The following is a 21,216-nucleotide window of genomic DNA, read 5'->3' on the forward strand; positions in this document are numbered from 1 at the left end:
TCAGCGCAGGTCGCGCAGCTGCATCTGGGCGCTCCGGGCCTCCGGGCTGCCGGGGTAGCGCTTCTCCACGTCCTGAAGGAGGATTTTGGCGGCCTGGAGCTTGCCCAGCTTGCGGAAGCTCAGGGCCTGCTTGAGCATGGCCGAAGGCACCATGGGGTTGTTGGGGAATTTCTGGATAAGGTCCTGGCATATGAGGGCCGCGCGGGCGTAGTCGCCCTGCTGGAAGTTGGTCTCGGCCTGCCAGAACAGGGCGTTCGGGGCCTGGCGCGAGGTGGGGTAGCTTTTGAGGAGCTCCGAGAAGAGGCTGTTGGCGCGGTTGTAGTCCTGCTGATTGAAGGACTCCATGCCCATGTTCAGGATGGCCTCGGCGGGGTCGTTGCCGGTCTGGCCCATGGTGATGGGCGCGACCGGCGGGGAATCCGGGTCGTAGGCCGGGGAGCCCCCGCGCGGGGGAGCGGAATATCCCGTGGACGCCGAAGGCGCGCGCGAGCCCGTGTCCACGCCCAGGGTGGCCGCCATGCGCGACACGGTTTCTTCCAGCAGGGCGAGCCGCCTGTTGACCTCGTCCAGGGTTACGCCGCGCCCGGCCTTGCCCTGGACGCTCTCCAGCTCGTCGATGCGCACGCGCATTTCCTGCACGCGCGATTTCAGCGAGGTCAGATCGGCCTGGGCGTTGGCCTGGGTCAGTTGCTCGGCGGGGATGGTCTGTCTGGCCGGTTCGGAGGCGCATCCGGCCAGGGCGGCCAGGGATAAAAGCCACAGCAGGGCGCGGAGTCCCGACCCTGCCTGGGGCCGACTGGAAGCGTTGCAGGCCGGGGAGGGCTGGTGGCCCGCTGCGCCGCGCCCGCATGCAGAAGGGGCAGAAGGGTCGAAACCGGACGCTCGCTTCTCGATGGCGGTCATGAACGTTTCTCCCGAACGGATTCGACGGACGCGGGCTTGGTTTCGAGCCCGCCCGTTCGCCCGGCCCGCCAGTCCGCCTTGATGGTCAGGTACACCCGGTCCTGGTCGGAGGCGAGCGCCTTGAAGCAGGCGTCCACCACGACCATCACCTCGTCCCATTCGCCCTCGATGCAGGTGCCCATGGGGCCGAGCCGCCAGGACAGGCCCGAGGCGGCGATGATGTCCACCGCCCGGGCCACGAAGGGCGCGAGGCTTCCCTGCGCGCCCAGGGGGAAGAGCGACAGCTCGACAATGACGCTCATTTTTTCTCGTCCTTGCTCTTGTCGTCCTTGGATTGGCCGGACTGGGCAGGCGGGGGCGAGACCACTGCGGGCCATTCCGGGCGCGCGGCCCATTCGGTCCAGCCCGCGTCGTAGTACTTCACGTTGGTGTAGCCCAGAAGCCGCGTGAGCACCCACCAGGTCTGCGAGGCCTGATGCCCGGTGCGGCAGTGCACGATCACCGGGGAATCCTTGGAGGCGATGATGGCCGCATAGGCCTTGGCCAGCTCGTCCGCGTTTTTCAGCTGCACCACGTCGCCGGGGCCTTTCTGGTGGTCCTCGGTGAAGGGGCGGTTCACGGCGTTGGGGATGTGTCCGGGCCGGGCCTCGTCGGACTTGGCCCCGGAGAAGTACTCGGCGGGGCGCACGTCGATGATGATGGTCTTGCCGCCGGTCATGGCCGCGTGGACTTCCTGGCCGGTCACGGTGAAGCCGTCAGGGGCGTCCGGCGCCGGGTAGCGCGTGGCGGGAGCCTTGGGCAGTTGGGCGTCCAGGGGCAGGCTCGCGGCCAGCGCGGCCTTCATGCCTCCCTGGAGCAGGGCGTAGCGCTTGTGCCCCACGCGCTCCAGGGCCACGGCCAAAAGCGTGGCGTCGTGCGGGGACTCTCCCGGCACGATCACCACCAGATCGCGGGGGCCTATGCCCATCTGTCCCAGGTGCTGGGCCAGCATGGGCGCGGGCAGCAGCATGGAGGGCAGCCCCCCCACGTTGCCGCGCAGGCTCTCCAGGTGCAAGGACAGGCTGCCGGGGAGGTGGGCGGTGTTGTACTGAGGCTGGGGCCGCAGGTCGATCACCTTGAGGCCGGGCTTGCCCAGGTTTGCCTTGAGCCAGCCCGCGTCCACGACTCCGGGGAGGTTTCCGGGAGGCGTGAGCAGTCCGGGTGAGGCCGGTCTGGCAAGCTCCGCTGGCAGGAAGAACTGCCGGGCCGCCTTCACGGCGGCGGCGCTCTCCGGGGTCAGGGGGGCGTCTCGCAGGGCGGCGGGTTTGAGCACGCGCTCGAAGAAGCCGTCCAGTCCGTCGCCCAGCAGGTACACGTTGCCAAAGCCCATGCGGGTCAGGGCGTCGCGGGCCTGGGCGGGGTGGGTCATGCCGTTGGAGTAGAGCACGATGATGCCCTGTCCGCGTTTGGCCGCCAGGGCCTCGGGCAGTTGGGACATGGGCACGTTGACCGCGCCCTTCAGGTGGAAAGCGTCGAACTCGGCCTTGGAGCGGATGTCCACCAGGGTGATGGAAGGGTCCCCGGCCATGAGCCGACGGGCGAGCTCTTCGGATTCGATGTGGTCCCTGCCGGTCTGCACGGCGGCCAGGAGCTGGGCCTCCGGAGATGCGGCCTGGGTCTGACCGGCCTGGGGCTGGCCTGTTTGGGCGGAAGGCCTCGAAGCGACCGCAGGAATCTGGATTTTCCCGGCGGGGACGTCCACTCGGGGCAGGTTCATGGCCACCAGCGCGGCGATGCACAAGACGGCGCTGAATCCGGCCAAAAACAGCCTGCTGACGCCGGGGCGCGCGATGGCCGGGCCGCGTTCGATGATCTCGCACAGCCAGAACATCACCACGGCGGCGAGGGTCAGGCCAAGCACCATCTGCTGCTTGGTGATGCCCAGCGTGTCGTACAGGAAGACCACGCCGCGCGACCCCATGGACGCAAGCGGCGCGACCCACTGGTAGGACTCGGCGAAGCCGATGGAGCCAAGCGCCACGCCGATCAGGAACACCAGCGCGTCCAGCTTGCCGGAGGCCAGGCCCACGGCTGCGGTGCCGGGGCACCAGCCGCCCATGGCGAAGGCCAGGCCGAAGATGGCCCCGCCCACGGCGTGCGCGCCAAGGATCGTGGGCATCAGGTACAGGGCGTCCATGGAGACCACGCCCATGCTCACGGCGGCCACGAGGCCGAGCGCCGCCGTGAGCATGGCCGAGAACATCACCTTTATCACGGACATGTCCGTGAAATAGAAAACGCCCGCCAGTCGCCTGGAACTGCCGAACCCGGCCTTCTCCAGGCTCAGGCCGAAGCAGAAGCCCACGGCCAGGGCTGCGGCGAAGCCCAGGGGGGCGTTCAGTTGTCCGGTGGAATACAGGGTGGCTATCATTTCCACTGCCTCCTGAAGGCCCAGGCGCTCAGATAGCCTACGGCGAAGAGGCAGCCCATGAACACGAAGCTGCCGGTGAGAAAGATCGCGCCGCCGCTAAGGCCCTGGCCGGAAGTGCAGCCCATGGCCAGCCGGGACGCGAACCCGGCCAACACGCCGCCCAGAAGCGCCAGGATCAGGCGTCGCATGCGCGACGCCGTGGGGCCGCGTTCCACGCCGACGCGCACCCGCCCGCCCGAGAGGGCCGAAAAAAGGCCCCCCGCGAAAACGCCCACGACCATGAAAACCAGATAGTAGGACAGCGGACCGGGAAACCACGGGCCGAAATAGGCGTTGGCCTCCACCCGTGCAGGCAGGACCAGATGCTCGGCCCATGCCCCGAAGCGGGCCAGCGCGCCGGACGCGCCAAGGCCTGCGCCCAGGATGAGGTAGGATGCCAGCAGGGTGAGCCCCAGGAACACTCCGGCAAGATAGGGGTTCATGGGGGGACGTTCCGGACCTGCCTGGGCCGTCGCCTGGGGCGGCGTCGCGGCGGCGGACTGCGCCGCTTTTCCGGTATCCGTGCCATTGCCGCCGGAGGGTCCGGCCTTATCCTGTGTTGTGTCGCCCGCCTGGACGCTGTCGTCCTTTGAGGGCGTATCGGGGGTGTGCTGATCGCTCATGAATTTAACATCCTGCGCTTTTTGCGGCGGGGGGTTGCGGGGCCGGGCTGGCCGGAGCTGGCGGAGTCGCCGGGTCGGATGGCTGCGGCGTGGCGGGTTGAGGCGTACCGGGCGTGGCGGGGCCTGCCGGAGCCGCAGCCGGAGCAGCAGCGGGAGAGGGTTGGTCCGCCAGGGGCACTTCCTTCACGGCCATGCCTTTTTCCTGGGCGGCCCACCATGCGGCCAGACCGCCTGTAAGCACCAATACGGGGCGCGAGGTCTTCTGGGCCAGCACTCCGGCCACGGCGAAGGCCTGGGTGCCGTTCTTGTCCACCAGGAGGAGCGGCCCGCTCCCCGAGGCAAAGGAGTCGTCGGCCAGCACGGCGGCGGCGTCCAGGTTCAGGCTGGCGGGCAGGGCGTAGTCCGCGAATTCGGCCTGGGGCCGGATATCCACTATTTCAAGTCCTGCCGGTGGCTTGGCCATGAGCTGGGCCACCTCGGCCGGGGACGCGGACCGTGGCAGGGCCGGTGTTCTGGCCTGCGACTGGGCCGGGGCCTGGGGGGCCAGTGCCAGCGGGGCCAGTGCCAGGGCCAGCGTCAGGGACATGTGCCGCAACGTACGTGTCATGCGCGTTTCTCCTTCAAGGCAGTGGTAGCAGCACCGGGATTTTTTGCAAGTCCGTGCATTCAACAGCTCGGGGAGCTTGGGGTTTTGGACGCCGCCCCAGGACCCGCCTGGGCAAAACAGACAATTGACCTTAACCCCGCCATCTTTTAGAGGGCGTGTGCACACATGTCAGCAGGTGAAAAATGGTAGACCAGTCGCGTATCAGGAATTTCAGCATCATCGCCCACATCGACCACGGCAAGTCCACCCTGGCCGACCGCATCCTGGAGGTCACCAAGGTGATCACCCAGCGTGAGATGCGCGAACAATATCTGGACAAAATGGACCTTGAGCGCGAACGCGGCATCACCATCAAGGCCCAGAGCGTCCGTATTCCCTTCAAGGCCAAGGACGGCACGGACTACATCCTCAACCTCATCGACACCCCCGGCCACGTGGACTTCTCCTATGAAGTCTCGCGCTCCCTGGCTGCCTGCGAGGGTGCGCTCCTGGTGGTGGACGCCACCCAGGGCGTGGAGGCCCAGACCCTGGCCAACGTCTTTCTGGCCCTGGACAATGACCTGGAAATAATCCCGGTGCTCAACAAGATCGACCTCCCCTCCGCCGACGCCGACCGCGTCAAGCAGGAGATCGAGGAGGCCATCGGCCTGGACACCAAGGACTCCGTGGCGGTCTCCGCCAAGACCGGCCTCAACGTGGACAAGGTTCTCGAGGCCATCGTGGAACGCCTGCCCGCGCCCAAGGGTGACCCCAAGGCTCCGCTCAAGGCCCTTATTTTCGACTCGTGGTACGACGCCTACCAGGGCGTGGTGGTGCTGTTCAGGGTCATGGACGGCACCCTCAAGGTGGGCAGCAAGGCCAAGATGTTCTCCACGGGCGCGGAATTCGAGGTGACCAAGCTGGGCGTCTTCTCCCCCGGCCCGGTGGACATGACCGAATTCGGCCCCGGCGAGGTGGGCTTCCTGTGCGGGGCCATCAAGAACCTGCACGAGGCCCGGGTGGGCGACACCATCACCCTGGCCGAGAACCCGACGCAAGATCCCCTGCCCGGCTTCAAGGAAGTCAAACCCATGGTGTTCTGCGGGCTCTATCCCGTGGACGCCAGCGACTACGAGCAGCTCAAGAACGCCCTGGAAAAGCTCCAGCTGAACGACGCAGCCCTGACCTACGAGCCCGAGACCTCCCAGGCATTGGGCTTCGGCTACCGCTGCGGCTTTCTGGGGCTTCTGCACATGGAGATCGTGCAGGAGCGCCTGGAGCGCGAATACCAGGTGGAGCTCATCGCCACCGCGCCGTCCGTGGTCTACAAGGTGGAGAAACAGGACGGCACCACCATCTCCATCGACAACCCTTCCAAGCTGCCCAAGACCCAGGACACGGTCACGCTGTACGAGCCCTACGCCCGCGTGGAGATCCACGTCCCCAACGAGTACGTGGGCAACGTGTTCAAGCTGTGCGAGGAAAAGCGCGGCATCCAGAAGGACATCCGCTACCTGACCGCCACCCGCGTGATCATCACCTACGAGCTGCCCTTCGCGGAGATCGTGTACGATTTCTTCGACCGCCTGAAGTCCGGCACGCGCGGCTACGCGTCGCTCGACTACGAGCTGATCGACTACCGCGCCTCGGACCTCGTCAAGCTGGACATCCTGCTGAACGGCGACCCCGTGGACGCCCTGGCCGTGATCGTGCACCGCGAGAAGGCCTATTACCTGGGGCGCGATGTGGCCTTGAAACTTCGCAAGGTCATTCCACGACAGATGTTCGAGGTGGTGATCCAGGCGGCCATCGGGGCCAAGGTCATCGCGCGCGAACGTGTCGCGCCGCTTCGCAAGGACGTCATCGCCAAGTGTTACGGCGGCGACATCACCCGCAAGCGCAAGCTCCTGGAGAAGCAGAAGGAAGGCAAGAAGCGCATGAAGCGCATGGGCAACGTGGAGCTTCCGCAGGAAGCCTTCCTGGCCGCCCTGAAGGCCGGAGAATAACCAACCCCGGACCCTCCCCGCGACAGGGGAGCCCAGGAGAGGGCAAGCTTCTCCTGGCGGGTGCAGGGCGCGCCCTGCCGGACGGCGGGGGCCTGGGCCTTCGCCTCCCATTCAAGAAAAGGACACCGCATGAATCCTCGCTGGCAGAAAATTCTCAAGGAATACGTTGAAGCCCTGGCCGTTGCCCTGGTGCTCGCCCTGGTGATCCGCACCTTCGTGGTCCAGGCGTTCAAGATTCCCTCGGAATCCATGGTGGAGACTTTGTTGGTGGGCGACCATCTGCTGGTGAACAAGTTCTCCTACGGGGTGAAGCTGCCCTTCACCGAGAAGGTCCTGGTCAAGGTTGGCGACCCGGCACACGGCGACGTCATCGTCTTTGAATACCCCGAGAACCGCGACCTGGACTACATCAAGCGCATCATCGGCCTGCCCGGCGACGTGATCGAATTGAAGAACAACGTGGTCTTCCGCAACGGCCAGAAGATAGACGAACCCTACAAGCGCGTGGACGCCACGCCCGTGCCGGGAGCCAGGATGACCTTCGGACCGGTCACCGTGCCTTCCGACCAGTACTTCGTCATGGGCGACAACCGCGACCACTCGCAGGATTCGCGCTACTGGGGCTTCGTCCCCCGCGAATACATCCGGGGCAAGGCCTGGGTGCTGTACTGGTCCTGGGCTGGTGGCACGGACATCCGCTGGAACCGCATCGGCAACGTGATCAAGTAGCCTGCGGCTTCGGCTGTAAGATTGAGCGTAATAAAGCGCCCCGTTCGGATGAACGGGGCGCTTTTTTGATATGTGCTTCCCTCTCGTAAATCGAGCTTGTTATTAAGGGTTTGGGGCGATAACTACCCCGAGCAAGAAACCATCTCGGTGAGTCGTACCACGGGGGAAAGTCATGGAACGATTTACTAAGGCAGTCCGGGCGGCGATAGCGCAGCAGAATTGGTATGGAGCTTTGGCGCTGGCACTGACGCTCCCGGATATATGTGGTAGGTTAGAAGATCCATCGGTCAAGAGCAAACCGAGGTATAAGCGCTGGTGGGACAAGTATGTAGCGATAAGGTATACATGTCCTTATGTTGATGAAGTCGCAGTGCGATCTTTGTTGTCTTCAGGTGATGCCAAGGGGTTGAGAGATCATATTTTTCATCAACAAGCGACACGACCATTGTTGTCGTCTAATGATGCCTATGCATTGCGATGCGCGTATCTTCACCAAGGTGGTGATGTGATCGAGGGGCAGAGGGTGCGTGATATGGTGAACAGGTTCCATGTGATAACTCCTCCCCAAAGTGGGTCATGTCATTCCAATATGTTCAAAATTTTGAATCCTGAAGGTGCTGATTCTACGCTGGAAGTACAGGTTGATAGACTGTGTAATGATATTTGTGATGGAGTTGAGAAATGGGAAGTTGAGGTGAAAGGCAACGCTGAAGTAAAGGCTCGGATGGGTAGTTTGATGGTTATTCATGACTCAAGTGGAGGTGTATTTTTCTAAATGCATATGGCTTGTGAGTGGGCTCTCTTTTAGACTGTTCAAAGTATAAATCCAGAGGTATGATGCGGAACTTTTGGTCTTAACGTCAAGAGGGTTGGCTGTGTTCGAATGAGTGGATAAACTGCGCAAAAGCGCGTATGGTCTTTCCGTAGATGCCCCGGCAGGGGCATCTGTTTTTCGCGCACCGCATACCCGGAGGATGTCTTGGCCCTCTCTCGCGCCTTTTCCGCCGCCCTGGCCGGGGTGGAAGCCCATACTGTCGTTCTGGAAGTCGATCTGGCCCGCCAGGGCATGCCCTCCTTCACCATGGTGGGGCTGGCCGAGGGCGCAGTGCGCGAGAGCAAGGAGCGCGTCTTCTCGGCGCTCAAGAACCGGGGCTTCAAGCTGCCGCCGTCGCGCATCACCGTGAACCTCGCCCCGGCGGACGTGCGCAAGGCCGGCAGCGGCTACGACCTGCCCCTGGCCCTTGGCCTTCTGGCCGCAGCCGAGGTCCTGCCCGCAGACGCCATCGCGGGCTATTATTTTTCCGGCGAACTCTCGCTCACGGGCGACCTGAAACCCGTGTCCGGCATCCTGCCCCTGGCCATCCGGGCCAAGCATGAAGGCGCGCGGGGCCTTCTGGTGCCTGCGGCCAACGCCCAGGAAGCGGCGGTGGTCAAGGGGCTATCCGTCTACGCCGTGGACAGCCTGGATCAGGCCGTGCGCTTCCTCACCGGGCAGGACGCTCTCTCGCCCACGCAGTTCGACCCGGCGGTGCTCTCCAAGGACGCCGACCCCTTCCCGCTGGATTTCGCCGAGGTGAAGGGGCAGGAGCACGCCAAGCGGGCCATCGAGATCGCGGCGGCGGGCGGCCACAACCTGCTGTTCATGGGGCCGCCGGGCTCGGGCAAGACCATGCTGGCCAAGCGCATCCCCACGGTGTTGCCGCCCCTTACCTTCGACGAGGCCCTGGAGGTCACGCGGGTGTACTCCGTGGCCGGGGAACTGGCGCGCGGCGGCTCGCTCATCACCGTGCGGCCTTTCAGGTCGCCGCACCACACCATATCGGACGCCGGGCTCATCGGCGGCGGCAGCGTGCCGCGCCCCGGCGAGGTGTCCATGGCCCACCGGGGCGTGTTGTTCCTGGATGAGCTGCCAGAGTTCAAGAAGAGCGTGCTGGAGGTGCTGCGCCAGCCCATCGAGGATGGGCGCGTGACCATCGCGCGCGCGGCCATGAGCCTGACGTATCCCGCAGAATTCATGCTGGTGGCGGCCATGAACCCCTGCCCCTGCGGGTTTCGGGGCGACGCGCGCCACGAGTGCGTGTGTACGGACGTGAAGGTGCTGTCGTACCGCTCCAAACTCTCCGGGCCGCTGTTGGACCGCATCGACTTGCAGGTGGAGGTCCCGGCGGTGCCTTACAAGGATTTGAAGGCGGAGACGGGCCGGGTTGATTCGGCGCTGATGCGCACGCGCGTGCTGGGTGCGCGCACGGTGCAGACGGAGCGTTTCACCGGGACGAACATCCGCACCAACAGCCAGCTCTCGGGCAAGGCGCTGAACGTGTATTGCCCCATCGGCGAGGACTGCCACCGCTTCCTGGAGATGGCCAACCAGCGCCTCGGGCTGTCAGCGCGAGCGCATACGCGCATTCTCAGGCTGGCCCGCACCATCGCGGACCTGGACTCCATGGCGGACATCCGGGTGGAGCACCTGGCCGAGGCCATCAACTACCGGAACCTGGACCGCCAGGGGGCGAGTTAGCGCTCGGTTCCCACTGTCATTACGAAGAAGCTCACAACAAAGGGGCGCTCCTGCATCACAGGAGCGCCCCTTTTCGGTAACTGATAGATCTTCCGGCCTACGCCCCCAGCGCCTTCCTGCCCGTTCTGGCCATGCCGCCCCGCACGACCCCCGTCGTCCCCACGTTGAAGAACGAGATGGCCTGTTGCAGGTGTTCGGCCTGGCTGGAGAGTTCCTCCGCCGTGGAGGCGATCTCTTCCGCCGCCGCCGCGCTGGACTGCACCACATGGTTCAGCTGGTTGACGGCCTCGCTGATCTGCTGCGCGCCGGTGTTCTGCTCCCTGGAGGCGCTGGCGATCTCCTGCACCAGGAGGGCCGTCTTCCTGATGTCGGGCACGATGGAGTTCAGCATCCCCCCGGCCTTTTCTGCCACGTCCACGGACTGCACCGAGAGGGTGGCGATCTCCGCTGCCGCGACGCCGGAGCGCTCCGCCAGTTTCCTGACCTCGGCGGCCACCACGGCGAATCCCTTGCCGTGCTGGCCCGCGCGCGCCGCCTCGATGGCCGCGTTCAGGGCCAGGAGGTTGGTCTGGCGTGCTATCTCCTCGATGATGGATATTTTTTCGGCGATCTGCTTCATGGCCGTGACGGTCTGGGCCACGGTTCTGCCGCCTTCCTCCGCCTCGTCGGCTGCCTTCACGGCGATGGCCTCGGTCTGGCTGGAGTTGTCGGCGCTGCGCCTGATGGCAGCGGAGATCTGCTCCACGGTGGAGGAGACTTCTTCCACGCTGGCGGCCTGCTCGGAAGCGCCCTGGGAGAGGGTCTGGGCGGTGGAGGACAGCTCCTCGCTGCCTGCGGCAACGTTCTCGCAGGCGGACTGCACCTCGGCCACCACCTCGCGCAGCTTGGTGACCATGGCGTTCAGCGACTGGGCCAGGATGCCGATTTCGTCTTTCTGACGGATGTCCAGCATGGTGGTGAAGTCGCCGTCTGACATGTTGCGCGCGAAATCCACCCCCTTGGTGACCGGCCCGGTGATGGAGCGGGTGAGCAGCACCGCCACCAGCGCGCCGAACAGGGCGGCGGCCAGGGCCACTGCGCCGTTGACCGTGTTCATGGTGGAGGCGTCCTCCGCCATCTTTTGCTGCTGGAATTCGAGGGATTCCTGCGTGACGCCGCTCACTTCGGCGGCGCGGGAGGTCATCCTGCCCACTGCGGCCTGTTGCGCCTCGGAGGTGGACAGCAGTTCCGCGATGCGCTCCCGGTAGGCGGCGGCCTTCTGGGCCATGCCCGCGAGCATGGCCTTGTCCTCGCCGGAGGCGGCGATGGCCTGGAGCTCCTGGCTGGCCTTCTCCACGGAAGCGAGCAACTCCATGGCGCTGGCAGCCCTGGTCTTGTCCCCCTGCCAGAGAAAATACAGCACGTTGATGCGCGAATTCAGAAAGGCCTGGTTCATGGACCCGAGCCTGCGATGCATCTCGAGCAGGCGCGCGGTTGCCGCCTTGTCCTCGCCTGCCAGTATGCGGCTGGCGGCGGCGTCCAGGCTCTTTTCCAGGTCGGTTGCCGCTTTCTGGACGTCCGTGGCGGCTGCGGCCATGGTCTTGACCGCCGCCATCTGAGCGCCCTTGGCCTGGTGGAAGGCTCCGAAATCGTTCTCGTAGGCTTTCACCGAGCTGGCGATGGCATCCATTTTCGTGCGGTTCCAGGCGTCCTTGAAGGACTCCTTGAGCGCAACCGACTCCGACTGAGCGGCCTGGAGATTGGCTTTGAAGGGGGCGATGCGCTTTTCGTCGTCCGCGTACATGACGTTCAGGGCGTCGATGCGCGCAAGCAGCACGCGCGAGTAGATACGTCCCACGGTCTCTGATTTCGCGGCGCTGCCCTGCACGGCGCCGAGCCCAATCCATCCGGTGGCGGACACCGCCAGGGACAACGCGATGAGCACGGCAAAGCCTGCTCCGATTCTATAACCGAGTTTGACGTTTTTCATGAGTACTTCCTTATTGAACGCAATCAAGTGATGATGGGCATAGTAGGAAGAGAGGCAAATCCGAATCGAAAGGAATGCGGCAAGTCTCTTGGAAGGGCGCGTATCAGGATTGCCGCCAGAGCGATAGGACGCTTGAAGGTTAAATCGTCAGGGGAGCAGGCGCGTCAGCCTGGAGGGAAAGTTTTCTGATGATGAAACGGGTACCTTGCCCGTGAGCGGAACGACGCTGCTGGTTCCCCCGTGTTTGTTCACGATGATGCGGTAGGAAAGCGACAGGCCAAGCCCGGCGCCTTCCCCGGTCGCCTTGGTGGTGACAAAAGCTCGAATATTCTGCGAGGCGTGGTCTCGTCAATACCGGGTCCGTTGCCCTCCAACTCGATGCGGACCATGTTTCCCTTCAGGGCGGAGCGGAGGATTCTCCTCGCTGACGAAGCCTCCCGGTTCCTGGCGGCCATGGCGTGGGCGGCGTTTCCCAACGGGTTCGGAAGCACCTGCTGAATCTTTCCCATGTTGGACGGGATCGGCGGCAGAACCAACTGGTATTCCCGCTCCATGACGATGCGTCGAAAATCGTATTGCTTCTTGAAGTCGCAGTCGGCGCAGCCTTCGGGAAACGTAGAAAGAGGGCGCACATTTCGCGCAAGGCAAACTAAGCGCGGACGCCATTCCCGGATGCGTCTTCCAGGGGCAGGCGAATGATGAACCTCGTGCCCCTGCCCGGTTGGGACTCCACTTCGATGGTTCCCTTGTGGTTGCTGGTGACGATGAAATACGAAACCGACAGGCCGAGTCCGGTGCCATCGCCTGGTGGCTTGGTGGTGTAGAAGGGCTCGAACACGCGCCTGCGCACCTCTTCGCTCATGCCTGGGCCGTTGTCCTCCACCTCGATACGCGCGAAGTCGCCGTCGCGCGCCAGGCGCAGGGTGATGAGCGGCGTCTCCGGTCCGGCCTCGCCGTCCGTGGCTGCGGCTCCCACTCCGGCCATGGCCTGGGCCGCGTTCTTGACCAGGTTGAAGATCACCTGTTCAAGCTCTGTCCTGGTGCAGCGCACCTGTGGCAGGTCCGGGTCGAATTCCCGCACGATCCGCACCCTTCGGAAGTCGAAGCGCTTCTTGAGGTCGTAGTCGTTGGAGGCGAGCTCCACGGCCTTGTCCAGCACGCCGTCCAGATGGGCCGGAGTCCGTTTGGACTCGCTGAAGCGGCTGAATTCCAGCATGTTGGACACGATGTGCGCCGCGCGCACCCCCGAGTCCTGGATGGCGTCCACGAAGGTGGGGATCTCGCGCGATTCCAGGTATCGCAGCACGTCGGCCAGCTTCAGCCCAAGCTCCCCGGCGGCCTCGTCGTTGCGGGGGATGTCCGGCGAGAGCCTGCGTTTTATGAGCTGCACGCTTTGCAGGATGCCCCCCAGGGGGTTGTTGATCTCGTGGGCCATGCCTGCGGCCAGTCCTCCCACGCTCATCATCTTCTCGGTCTGGACCATGACCTCCTCGACGCGCACCCGTTCGGTGACGTCCTCCAGGGTGACCGCCATGCGGACATGCCCGGCCACCTCCAGGGGGAAGAGCAGGATGTCCATGAGGCGCGAGCCGCCTGCAACCTCCATGGCGGCGCGGGTGGCCTTGACCGTTCCGCGCGTGCGGATCGCTTCTTCGAGCTGGCTGGCGGAGAAAGGCAGATGGGGCAGGACGTCCAGCAGGGGTGCGCCCCGGGCCTGAAGGAAGGACGCGCCGCTCAGATCCTGGGCGCTGCGGTTGAAGTGCGTGATGCGTCCGCGCTCGTCCAGGCTGATGATGGCTGCGGGGATGGAGTCCAGGATGCTGTTGGTGAGCTCGAAGGCGGTTTCCAGCTTCTCCTCGGCCTGCTTGCGCTCGGTGATGTCCGTGATGATGCCCACAAGGCCCTTGAATTCGCCCTTCGGCCCTTCGAGCCGCCGACCCGCCAGCTGCCCCCAGAAGGGGTCTCCGGTGGAGCGCAGGTAACGCCGCTCCAGGCTCACGTGGTCGATCTCGCCAACCATGAGCGCGCGCATCAGGTTTGTCCCGATGTCGCGCTGCTCCGGGGAGACCAGCTCGGGGTAGGCCTTGCCGATGAGCTCCTCGCGTGTGTAGCCGAACAGCTCCGAGGTGCGGTTGTTGGCCATGACCACGTGCCCTGTGCCGTCCACCAGGAATATGGCCGAGGGAGAGGTCTCGAAGATGACTCGCAGCCGCTCCTCGTTGTCGCGCAGGGCTTCTTCGGAGCGCTTGCGCTCGGTGATGTCCCGGAAGATGCCTTCCACTCCCGCGATGTTGCCGTCGATGTCGTGGTAGAACTTGCTGCTGGTGGATACCGTAATGGGCGAGCCGTCCCTGCGCAGCAGCACCACCTCGTAGTCGCGCACCTCGCCGTCGTTTTTGATGCGCTCAAGGAATTCACTGCGCAGTTCCGGGTGCTGCCAGAACTGGGTGTTGGGGTAGCCCAGGATGTCGTTCACGCTGTCATAGCCCAGGAGCTTGGCGCAGGAAGGGCTCACCATGATCATGTTGCCCCGCGCGTCCGTGCGGTAATAGACGTCCGAGATGTTCTCGATCACGGAGCGGTACCTGGCCTCGCTTTCGCGCAGGGCGCGCTCCGCCTGCTTGGCCTCGGTGATGTCCGTGACCATGGCCACGGAGCCCTCGAATGCGCCGGAGTCAGTCATGATGGGCATGGCCGAGATGATGGTGGTCAGCCTGTGCCCGTCTTTGCGCAGGAAACGGCGCTCGTAGCGGCCTGGATGCCCGGCGCGGCGCTCCTCTTCGCGCTGGAGATGGTCGGGCAGGTCTTCCGGGGCGAACAGTCCGGCCAGGGGCTGGCCCAGCATCTCCTGGTCTTCGTAGCCGAGCAACCGTGAGAAGACCCGGTTCACGTAGGTGATGGTGAAGGCGGAGTCCAGGATGCAGATGCCCTCGTTGGCGGTCTCAACGATGCGTCGGTAGCGCTCCTCGCTGTTCTGCAACTGCTCGGATTGAAGGCTGGATTGGCGTTCGAAGCGCACCAGGGCGAACCACAGCAGGCAGGTCACCACCGAGACGTAGAACCAGCCCTTGACCATGCTGATCCATAACAGCATGTCCGGAGTGCTGGAGAAGAGAAATACGGCAGCCTTGTCGGAAAACAGAATCCACAATGCGCTGACGACCGCATATGTGGCAGCTATCCGAAAAGGCTTAAGGCTGGGCATGGTTTCCGCCAGACGTTGGAAAAGTCGAACCAGGATGGGGGACTATAGACTGAAGAACGATTTTTCGTCCAGCCGAGACTGCATGGACGGGGAGGTCGCGCGGGTCGCCGTGATGGCCGGGACAGGGCGGGCCAGCGCCTGGACGTGTGGCGGCCGCGTTGCGCACCCAGGATTTCAGCTGTGCGGCCGTGCGGGGGATGGCCAGCACGGCGTGCTCCCCCCTGGTGGCCGGAACCCAGCCGGATTCGGAGCCGCGATTCGCAAAACAGCGGCGTCAGGCAACTGCCAGGCGTGTTCCCCTGGAGCGTGCCGCGTCGGCAAGCAGCATGTCGCGAGCCTTGGCGTAGGCGCTCAGGCCGCGCCGCCACAGGGGGTCCTCGCTGCGGGCAGTTTCCTGGGCCTGCCGGGTGGTCTGGTTCGCCTGCGCTTCAGATGCGGCGCCAGTTCCTGGCTCGTTTTCCGGGTCGCCGGACGCGCCAGCTGCGTCGGCGCGCTCGGCCACGGCGGCGTTTTGACGCTCGTTCCAGGCGGCATCGGCCACTTCGCGGCGCAGCCGCTCGCGCTCCATCTCGGTCTGGAAGGCCTGCCCGCTGGTATCGCGCTGCTTGCGCGCGGACTGCTCCTCCGGGTCCACCTCGACCTTTTTCGAGGTGTAATCCACGCCGAAGCTGCCGATGCGCACGCCGAAAGAACGCGTGACCACGCGGGCTTTCACGGCGTCGAACGCCTGATTGGAGGAGGAAGTCTGCCGAAGTTGGCTGGTCGCTTCCATGGACGTGCTCCCAGGGCTTTTCGCCCAGTGCGGCAGCCTTGCCGTATCGCGCCCAGGTAGCCTTGGTGCGCGGGTTCCCGTCCATGGAAACCGTGAGGGGTGCGAAACAAGTAATACCCCGACGGTTGTTTGGCAAGAAAAACAAGAAACCTGTAACCTCTGCGAATCCCGTGCCGAAACCCCGCCCCCTCTTGTCCGAAGGCTTCCCTGCGAGTATGTTCGCCTGAGACGATACGGCCCTGCCAGCCACGTCCACAACCCAACCCGGAGGTCCAATGCCTGTTGCAATCCTCAAGAAGCGACGACTCATCCCCGGCCAGACCAGCGAACTGACGCTCGATGCCTCCCACATCGCGCGAAAAGCCAGGCCCGGCAACTTCGTCATCCTGCGCGTGTCCGAGAAGGGCGAGCGCATCCCCCTGACCATAGCCGACACCGATCCCCAGGCCGGTACCATCACCATCGTCTACCTGGTGGTGGGCAAATCCACGGCGGAGCTTGAAACCCTGGAAGAGGGCGACTCCATCCTGGACGTGTGCGGCCCCCTGGGCAAGCCCACCCACATCGAGCCCTGCGGCACGGTGGTCTGCGTGGGCGGCGGCACGGGCATCGCGGCCATGCACCACATCGCCAAGGGCCACAAGGCCGCCGGGAACCGGGTCATCACTGTGATCGGCTCGCGCTGCGAGGACCTGCTCCTCTTCAAGGAAGAGCTGTCCATGTTCGCGGACGAAGTGGTGGTGACCACCAACGACGGCTCCTGCGGCATGCAAGGCTTCGTCACCGACGGGCTGCGCATGGTGCTGGACCGCGAGCCGTCAGTGGGCGAGGTGGTGGCCATCGGCCCCGTGCCCATGATGGAGGCCGTGGCCAACCTGACGCGCCCCTACAACGTGAAGACCACCGTGAGCCTGAACTCCATCATGATCGACGGCATCGGCATGTGCGGCGCGTGCCGCGTGGTGGTGGGCGGCGAGGTGAAGTTCGCCTGCGTGGACGGACCCGAGTTCGACGGCCATCAGGTGGATTTCGCGCGCATGCGCCAGCGCCTCGCGGCGTTCAAGCCCCAGGAGGAGTTGTCCTGGGCCGAGTTCAGGAGGCTTCGTGGACAAGAAGCCTAAGAAACTGGCCCCCAGGACCCCCATGCCCGAGCAGCCCGCCAGGGAGCGGGTGAAGAACTTCACTGAAGTGACCACGGGCTACACCCTGGACATGGCCGTGGCCGAGGCCGCCCGCTGCCTGCAATGCAAGAAGCCCGTGTGCCAGGCCGGGTGTCCGGTGGAGGTGCCCATCAAGGCCTTCATCGGCCACCTGCAGAAGGGCGACGTGACCGCAGCCTACAAGGCCATCCGCGAGACCAACTCCCTGCCTGCCGTGTGCGGCCGGGTCTGCCCCCAGGAGGTGCAGTGCGAGGGGGCCTGCGTGCTGGCCAAGAAGGGCGAGCCCGTGTGCATCGGACGCCTGGAGCGTTTCACCGCCGACGAATATGCCGCCCGCAGCGCCTGCGAGCAGCTCACCGGAGACAAGGCCTGCCCCATGATCCGCGAGGAGCTGAAGGTGGCCTGCATCGGCGGCGGCCCTGCAAGCCTCACCGTGGCGGGATACCTGTCCACGCTCGGAATAAAGGTGCACGTCTACGAGGCCCTGCACGAACCCGGCGGCGTGCTGGTCTACGGAATCCCGGAGTTCCGGCTGCCCAAGGCCATCGTCAAGCGAGAGGTGCAGGCCATGACCGAGAACGGCGTGGAGTTCCACCTGAACTGGGTGGGCGGGCGCACCATCACCGTGCAGGATCTCTTCGACGAGGCCTTCCAGGCCGTGTTCATCGGCGTTGGCGCAGGGTTGCCGCGCTTCCTGAAGGTCCCCGGCGAGGACCTGACCGGCGTGTTCTCGGCCAACGAGTACCTCTCGCGCGCCAACCTCGGCCGGGCCTACGCCTTCCCCGAGTACGACACCCCGCCCTTCCCCGGAAAGCAGGTGGTGGTCGTGGGCGGAGGCAACGTGGCCATGGACGCGGCCCGCACCGCCATGCGCATGGGGGCCGAGAAGGTCAGCCTGGTGTACCGCCGCACCAAGAACGAGATGCCCTGCCGCCTGGAAGAGCTGGAGCACGCCCTGGACGAGGGGCTGCACCTGGAGATCCTCACCAACCCCGTGAGCTTCGCCGGAGACGACGCCGGGCGCGTCACCGGGGTCACGCTCGAGCGCATGAAGCTGGGCGACCCGGACGAGGCTGGCCGCTGCACCCCCAACTGCACGGGCGAGTACTTCGACATCCCCTGCGACCTGGCCGTGATCGCTGTGGGCACCGGGCCGAACCCCCTGCTGCTGGAAGCCACTCCGGGGCTTAAGCGCAACCGGCGTGGCTACATCGAGGTGAACGAGGACACGGGCGAGACCAGCATGCCGAACGTGTTCGCGGGCGGCGACATCGTCACCGGCGCGGCCACGGTCATCCTGGCCATGGGCGCGGGACGCCGCGCCGCCAAGGAGATCGCCCGCAGGCTCCTGGGGTCGGACGCACCCCAGGACGTTCCCCCCCTGCACGGCGGAGTGCTCGAAGCGCAGGACTGATCGCGCCACGACATCGTCGAACGATTCGCGGCTCCCGGACGAAACCTCGTCCGGGAGCCGCTTGCCTTGCGCGTTGTCACATATTCTCTTGTCCGTCGTCACAGAACTGTAATATGTTACTCCTAGGGTCTGCACGCTGCCGGTCCCCAGTCTCCGGCACTCCTCAGAAACATCCCCCTGGAGGCAACAAAATGAAGAAATTCACAGCCTTTCTTTTCGCGATCATGCTGACCGCCACCGTGGCCCAGGCTCAGACCGCCATCCGCGTGGACGGCTCCACCACCGTGCTCCCCGCCATGCAGAAGATGGTGGAAGCCTACATGAAGGCCAACTCCGGCGTGAACATCACCGTGTCCGGCGGCGGTTCCGGCAACGGCATCAAGGCCATCATCGACGGCACCACCAACATCGCCATGTCCTCGCGCGAGATGAAGGACAAGGAGCTGGAGGCCGCCAAGGAGAAGGGCAACGTGGTCAAGCCCATGGTCATCGCCATGGACGCCCTGGCCCCCATCGTGAACCCGGCCAACCCCGTCGCCGACCTCAAGGTCGAGCAGCTGCGCGACATGTTCTCCGGCAAGATCAAGAACTGGAAGGAAGTTGGCGGCGAAGACAAGGAAATCGTGCTGATCTCCCGCGACACCTCGTCGGGCACCTACGAAGCCTGGCAGGAGCTGGTCATGGGCAAGGACAAGGTGTACCCCGGCGCGCTGCTTCAGGCTTCCTCCGGCGCGGTGCTCCAGGTGGTGAGCAAGAACAAGGCCGCCATCGCCTACGACGGCTACGCCTACGTGGACAAGACCGTGAAGGCCCTCAAGGTCAACGGCGTCACCGGAAGCGAGGCCACCGTGGCCGACAAGTCCTACCCCGTGTCGCGCCCCCTGTTCATCATCGTCCCCGAGAAGGCCTCCCCCGAGGTCATGAAGTTCGTGGACTTCATCATGTCCCCGGCCGGCGGCCAGAAGATCATCGCCGAAGTCGGCTATTTCCCGGTCAAGAAATAGCTTCCCAAACCATCCACCGGCCCTCTTCGCCTGAAGGGGGCCGGTTTCGGAGCCTGCCGTGGCCATCAGCCGAAAGCTCAAAGACGACCTGATCCGCAACCTCTTCCTGGTCACAGCCATGACCTCGATCATCGCGCTGGGCCTGATCATGGTTTATCTCTTCCTGGAAGGGGCTCCCATTTTCGAACACGTGTCCGTGGGCGGGTTCCTCTTCGGGAACTTCTGGTATCCCACGGCGGACCCGCCGGAGTTCGGCATCCTGCCCATGATCGCGGCCTCCATCGCCGTGACGATTTTTTCCTCGATCATCGCCATCCCGCTGGGCGTCATGACCGCCCTGTACCTGGCCGAGATCGCCACCCCCCGGATGCGTGGCATCTTCAAGCCTCTGGTGGAGCTTCTGGCCGCGTTGCCCTCGGTGGTCATCGGCTTCTTCGGCATGGTGGTGGTCGCCCCCTTCCTGCAGGAAACCTTCGACCTGAATACCGGCCTCAACCTCCTGAACGCCAGTCTCATGCTGGCCTTCATGTCCGTGCCCACCATCTGTTCCGTGTCCGAGGATGCCATCTACGCCGTGCCGCGCGAGCTCAAGGAGGCCTCCCTGGCCCTTGGCGCCACGCACTGGGAGACCATCCGCCGGGTCATCCTGCCGTCCTCGCTGTCTGGCGTGTCCACGGCCATCATCCTCGGCATGTCGCGCGCCATCGGCGAGACCATGGTCGTGCTCATGGTGGCGGGCGGAGCGGCCATGATCCCCACGTCCATCTTTTCGCCGCTTCGGCCCATGCCGTCCTCCATCGCCGCTGAAATGGCCGAGGCCCCTTTCCGGTCGGACCACTACCACGCCCTGTTCGCCATCGGCGTGGTGCTGTTCCTCTTCACCCTGGTCTTCAACATCATCGCCCAGCACATCGCCGAAAAGCACAAGCAGGTCGGCGCGGCCACGCTGTAGGACACACCCCATGCGTATCGACGACAAGCTTATCAGGCGGCGCAGGGGCGCTCAGGCCGTCATGTGGAACGTGTTCAGGTCCGCGTCGCTCATTAACGCCGCTGCCCTGGGCATCATCTGCATCTTCCTGTTCGTGAACGGCCTGCCCGCCATCACCTGGGAATTCTTAAGCCAGTCCCCGCGCGACTCCATGACCGCAGGCGGCATCCTGCCCTGCATCATCGGCACGGTGATCCTGTCGGTGGGCTCCATGCTGGTGTCGTTTCCGCTGGGAGTGGCCACGGCCATCTACCTGAACGAGTACGCCCGGCCCGGCAAGACCGTGCGCCTCATCCGCCTGGGCATAGCCAACCTGGCGGGCGTGCCCTCGGTGGTGTTCGGCCTGTTCGGCCTGGCCTTCTTCGTCACCTTCCTGGGCATGGGCGTCAGCATCATGTCGGGTGTTCTCACCCTGGCCATCCTGGTGCTGCCGGTGATCATCGGCACCGCCGAGGAGGCCCTGAAGTCCGTCCCCAGCACCTACCGCGAAGCCTCCCTGGGCCTGGGGGCCACCAAATGGCAGACCATCCGCATGGTGGTGCTTCCCGCAGCCCTGCCCGGCATGCTGACCGGGGCCATTTTGGGACTCTCCCGCGCAGCTGGCGAGACCGCAGCCATCATGTTCACGGCGGCGGTGTTCTTCGCGCCCAAGCTGCCCACGTCAATCTTTTCCGATGTGATGGCCCTGCCGTATCATATTTACGTGCTGGCCACGGCAGGCACCGAGATCGAGAAGACCCGCCCCCTTCAGTACGGAACGGCCCTGGTGCTGATCGCGCTGGTTTTGGGCATGAACCTGATCGCCATCATCTACCGGGCCAAGTTGCAGCGCAAACGCTAGCGCGGATTGGAAATCTGGAGAGCGAAAAGCCCCTGCCGGGAACGGC

At 64.8% G+C, this 21,216-nt stretch carries 17 protein-coding genes; 9 read left to right on the forward strand and 8 right to left on the reverse strand.

Annotated elements, in window-relative coordinates:
- The 5 genes from ybgF to G453_RS29075 are packed head-to-tail and all read right to left on the reverse strand — an operon-like array spanning nt 1 to nt 4,582.
- Nucleotides 1-903, reverse strand: coding sequence for a tol-pal system protein YbgF (ybgF, locus tag G453_RS26775; protein ID WP_051272639.1), 903 nt, complete (start codon nt 901-903; stop codon nt 1-3).
- Complete coding sequence (locus tag G453_RS0119230; protein WP_027192343.1) at nt 900-1,205, reverse strand: MTH1187 family thiamine-binding protein; 306 nt, start codon at nt 1,203-1,205, stop codon at nt 900-902. The genes ybgF and G453_RS0119230 overlap by 4 nt, the downstream gene beginning before the upstream one ends.
- On the reverse strand, nt 1,202-3,313 hold the full coding sequence (locus G453_RS26780; protein WP_051272640.1) for a rhodanese-like domain-containing protein: 2,112 nt from the start codon (nt 3,311-3,313) through the stop codon (nt 1,202-1,204). Before G453_RS26780 ends, G453_RS0119230 begins: the two co-directional genes overlap by 4 nt.
- Nucleotides 3,310-3,975: a YeeE/YedE thiosulfate transporter family protein gene (locus tag G453_RS0119240; RefSeq protein WP_084502578.1), complete on the reverse strand. Its 666-nt coding sequence runs from the start codon at nt 3,973-3,975 to the stop codon at nt 3,310-3,312. The genes G453_RS26780 and G453_RS0119240 overlap by 4 nt, the downstream gene beginning before the upstream one ends.
- Before the next feature lie 4 nt (nt 3,976-3,979).
- The gene (locus tag G453_RS29075) at nt 3,980-4,582 is read right to left on the reverse strand and encodes a rhodanese-like domain-containing protein (RefSeq protein WP_084502580.1); all 603 of its coding nucleotides are present in this window, start codon (nt 4,580-4,582) and stop codon (nt 3,980-3,982) included.
- A 182-nt stretch (nt 4,583-4,764) separates the two neighbouring features.
- On the opposite strand from G453_RS29075, the gene lepA reads away from it, so the two are divergent.
- From lepA to G453_RS0119260, 4 genes are all read left to right on the forward strand, one after another.
- A complete protein-coding gene (gene lepA, locus G453_RS0119250; RefSeq protein ID WP_027192346.1) occupies nt 4,765-6,567 on the forward strand; it encodes a translation elongation factor 4 in 1,803 nt (600 codons plus the stop codon).
- A 129-nt stretch (nt 6,568-6,696) separates the two neighbouring features.
- Nucleotides 6,697-7,296, forward strand: a complete 600-nt coding sequence (lepB, locus tag G453_RS0119255) for a signal peptidase I (protein ID WP_027192347.1) — start codon at nt 6,697-6,699, stop codon at nt 7,294-7,296.
- A 172-nt stretch (nt 7,297-7,468) separates the two neighbouring features.
- Nucleotides 7,469-8,071, forward strand: a complete 603-nt coding sequence (locus G453_RS28225; RefSeq protein WP_156921021.1) for a hypothetical protein — start codon at nt 7,469-7,471, stop codon at nt 8,069-8,071.
- A 204-nt stretch (nt 8,072-8,275) separates the two neighbouring features.
- On the forward strand, nt 8,276-9,814 hold the full coding sequence (locus G453_RS0119260) for a YifB family Mg chelatase-like AAA ATPase (RefSeq protein ID WP_027192348.1): 1,539 nt from the start codon (nt 8,276-8,278) through the stop codon (nt 9,812-9,814).
- A gap of 97 nt (nt 9,815-9,911) precedes the next feature.
- Here G453_RS0119260 and G453_RS28635 read toward each other — a convergent pair whose 3' ends face one another.
- From G453_RS28635 to G453_RS26790, 3 genes are all read right to left on the reverse strand, one after another.
- Entirely contained in the window at nt 9,912-11,783 is a 1,872-nt protein-coding gene (locus tag G453_RS28635; RefSeq protein WP_051272641.1) for a HAMP domain-containing methyl-accepting chemotaxis protein, read from the reverse strand.
- A 649-nt stretch (nt 11,784-12,432) separates the two neighbouring features.
- Nucleotides 12,433-14,988: a PAS domain S-box protein gene (locus G453_RS26785; protein ID WP_084502582.1), complete on the reverse strand. Its 2,556-nt coding sequence runs from the start codon at nt 14,986-14,988 to the stop codon at nt 12,433-12,435.
- Nucleotides 14,989-15,262: 274 nt separating this feature from the next.
- A complete protein-coding gene (locus tag G453_RS26790) occupies nt 15,263-15,760 on the reverse strand; it encodes a hypothetical protein (RefSeq protein ID WP_051272643.1) in 498 nt (165 codons plus the stop codon).
- Nucleotides 15,761-16,035: 275 nt separating this feature from the next.
- Between G453_RS26790 and G453_RS0119285 the strand changes: the two genes are divergently transcribed.
- The 5 genes from G453_RS0119285 to pstA all read left to right on the forward strand — a co-directional run bounded on the left by G453_RS0119285 (nt 16,036) and on the right by pstA (nt 21,170).
- Entirely contained in the window at nt 16,036-16,881 is an 846-nt protein-coding gene (locus tag G453_RS0119285) for a sulfide/dihydroorotate dehydrogenase-like FAD/NAD-binding protein (protein ID WP_027192350.1), read from the forward strand.
- Between the two features lie 22 nt (nt 16,882-16,903).
- The gene (gene gltA, locus G453_RS25335; RefSeq protein ID WP_051272686.1) at nt 16,904-18,334 is read left to right on the forward strand and encodes an NADPH-dependent glutamate synthase; all 1,431 of its coding nucleotides are present in this window, start codon (nt 16,904-16,906) and stop codon (nt 18,332-18,334) included.
- 191 nt (nt 18,335-18,525) lie between these two features.
- Nucleotides 18,526-19,338, forward strand: coding sequence for a PstS family phosphate ABC transporter substrate-binding protein (locus G453_RS0119295; protein WP_027192351.1), 813 nt, complete (start codon nt 18,526-18,528; stop codon nt 19,336-19,338).
- A gap of 58 nt (nt 19,339-19,396) precedes the next feature.
- On the forward strand, nt 19,397-20,290 hold the full coding sequence (gene pstC, locus G453_RS0119300) for a phosphate ABC transporter permease subunit PstC (protein WP_027192352.1): 894 nt from the start codon (nt 19,397-19,399) through the stop codon (nt 20,288-20,290).
- 61 nt (nt 20,291-20,351) lie between these two features.
- Complete coding sequence (gene pstA, locus G453_RS0119305) at nt 20,352-21,170, forward strand: phosphate ABC transporter permease PstA (RefSeq protein ID WP_407635559.1); 819 nt, start codon at nt 20,352-20,354, stop codon at nt 21,168-21,170.
- Nucleotides 21,171-21,216: the final 46 nt, after the last annotated feature.

This window comes from Fundidesulfovibrio putealis DSM 16056 (assembly GCF_000429325.1).
In the GTDB taxonomy this organism is placed as follows: domain Bacteria; phylum Desulfobacterota; class Desulfovibrionia; order Desulfovibrionales; family Desulfovibrionaceae; genus Fundidesulfovibrio; species Fundidesulfovibrio putealis.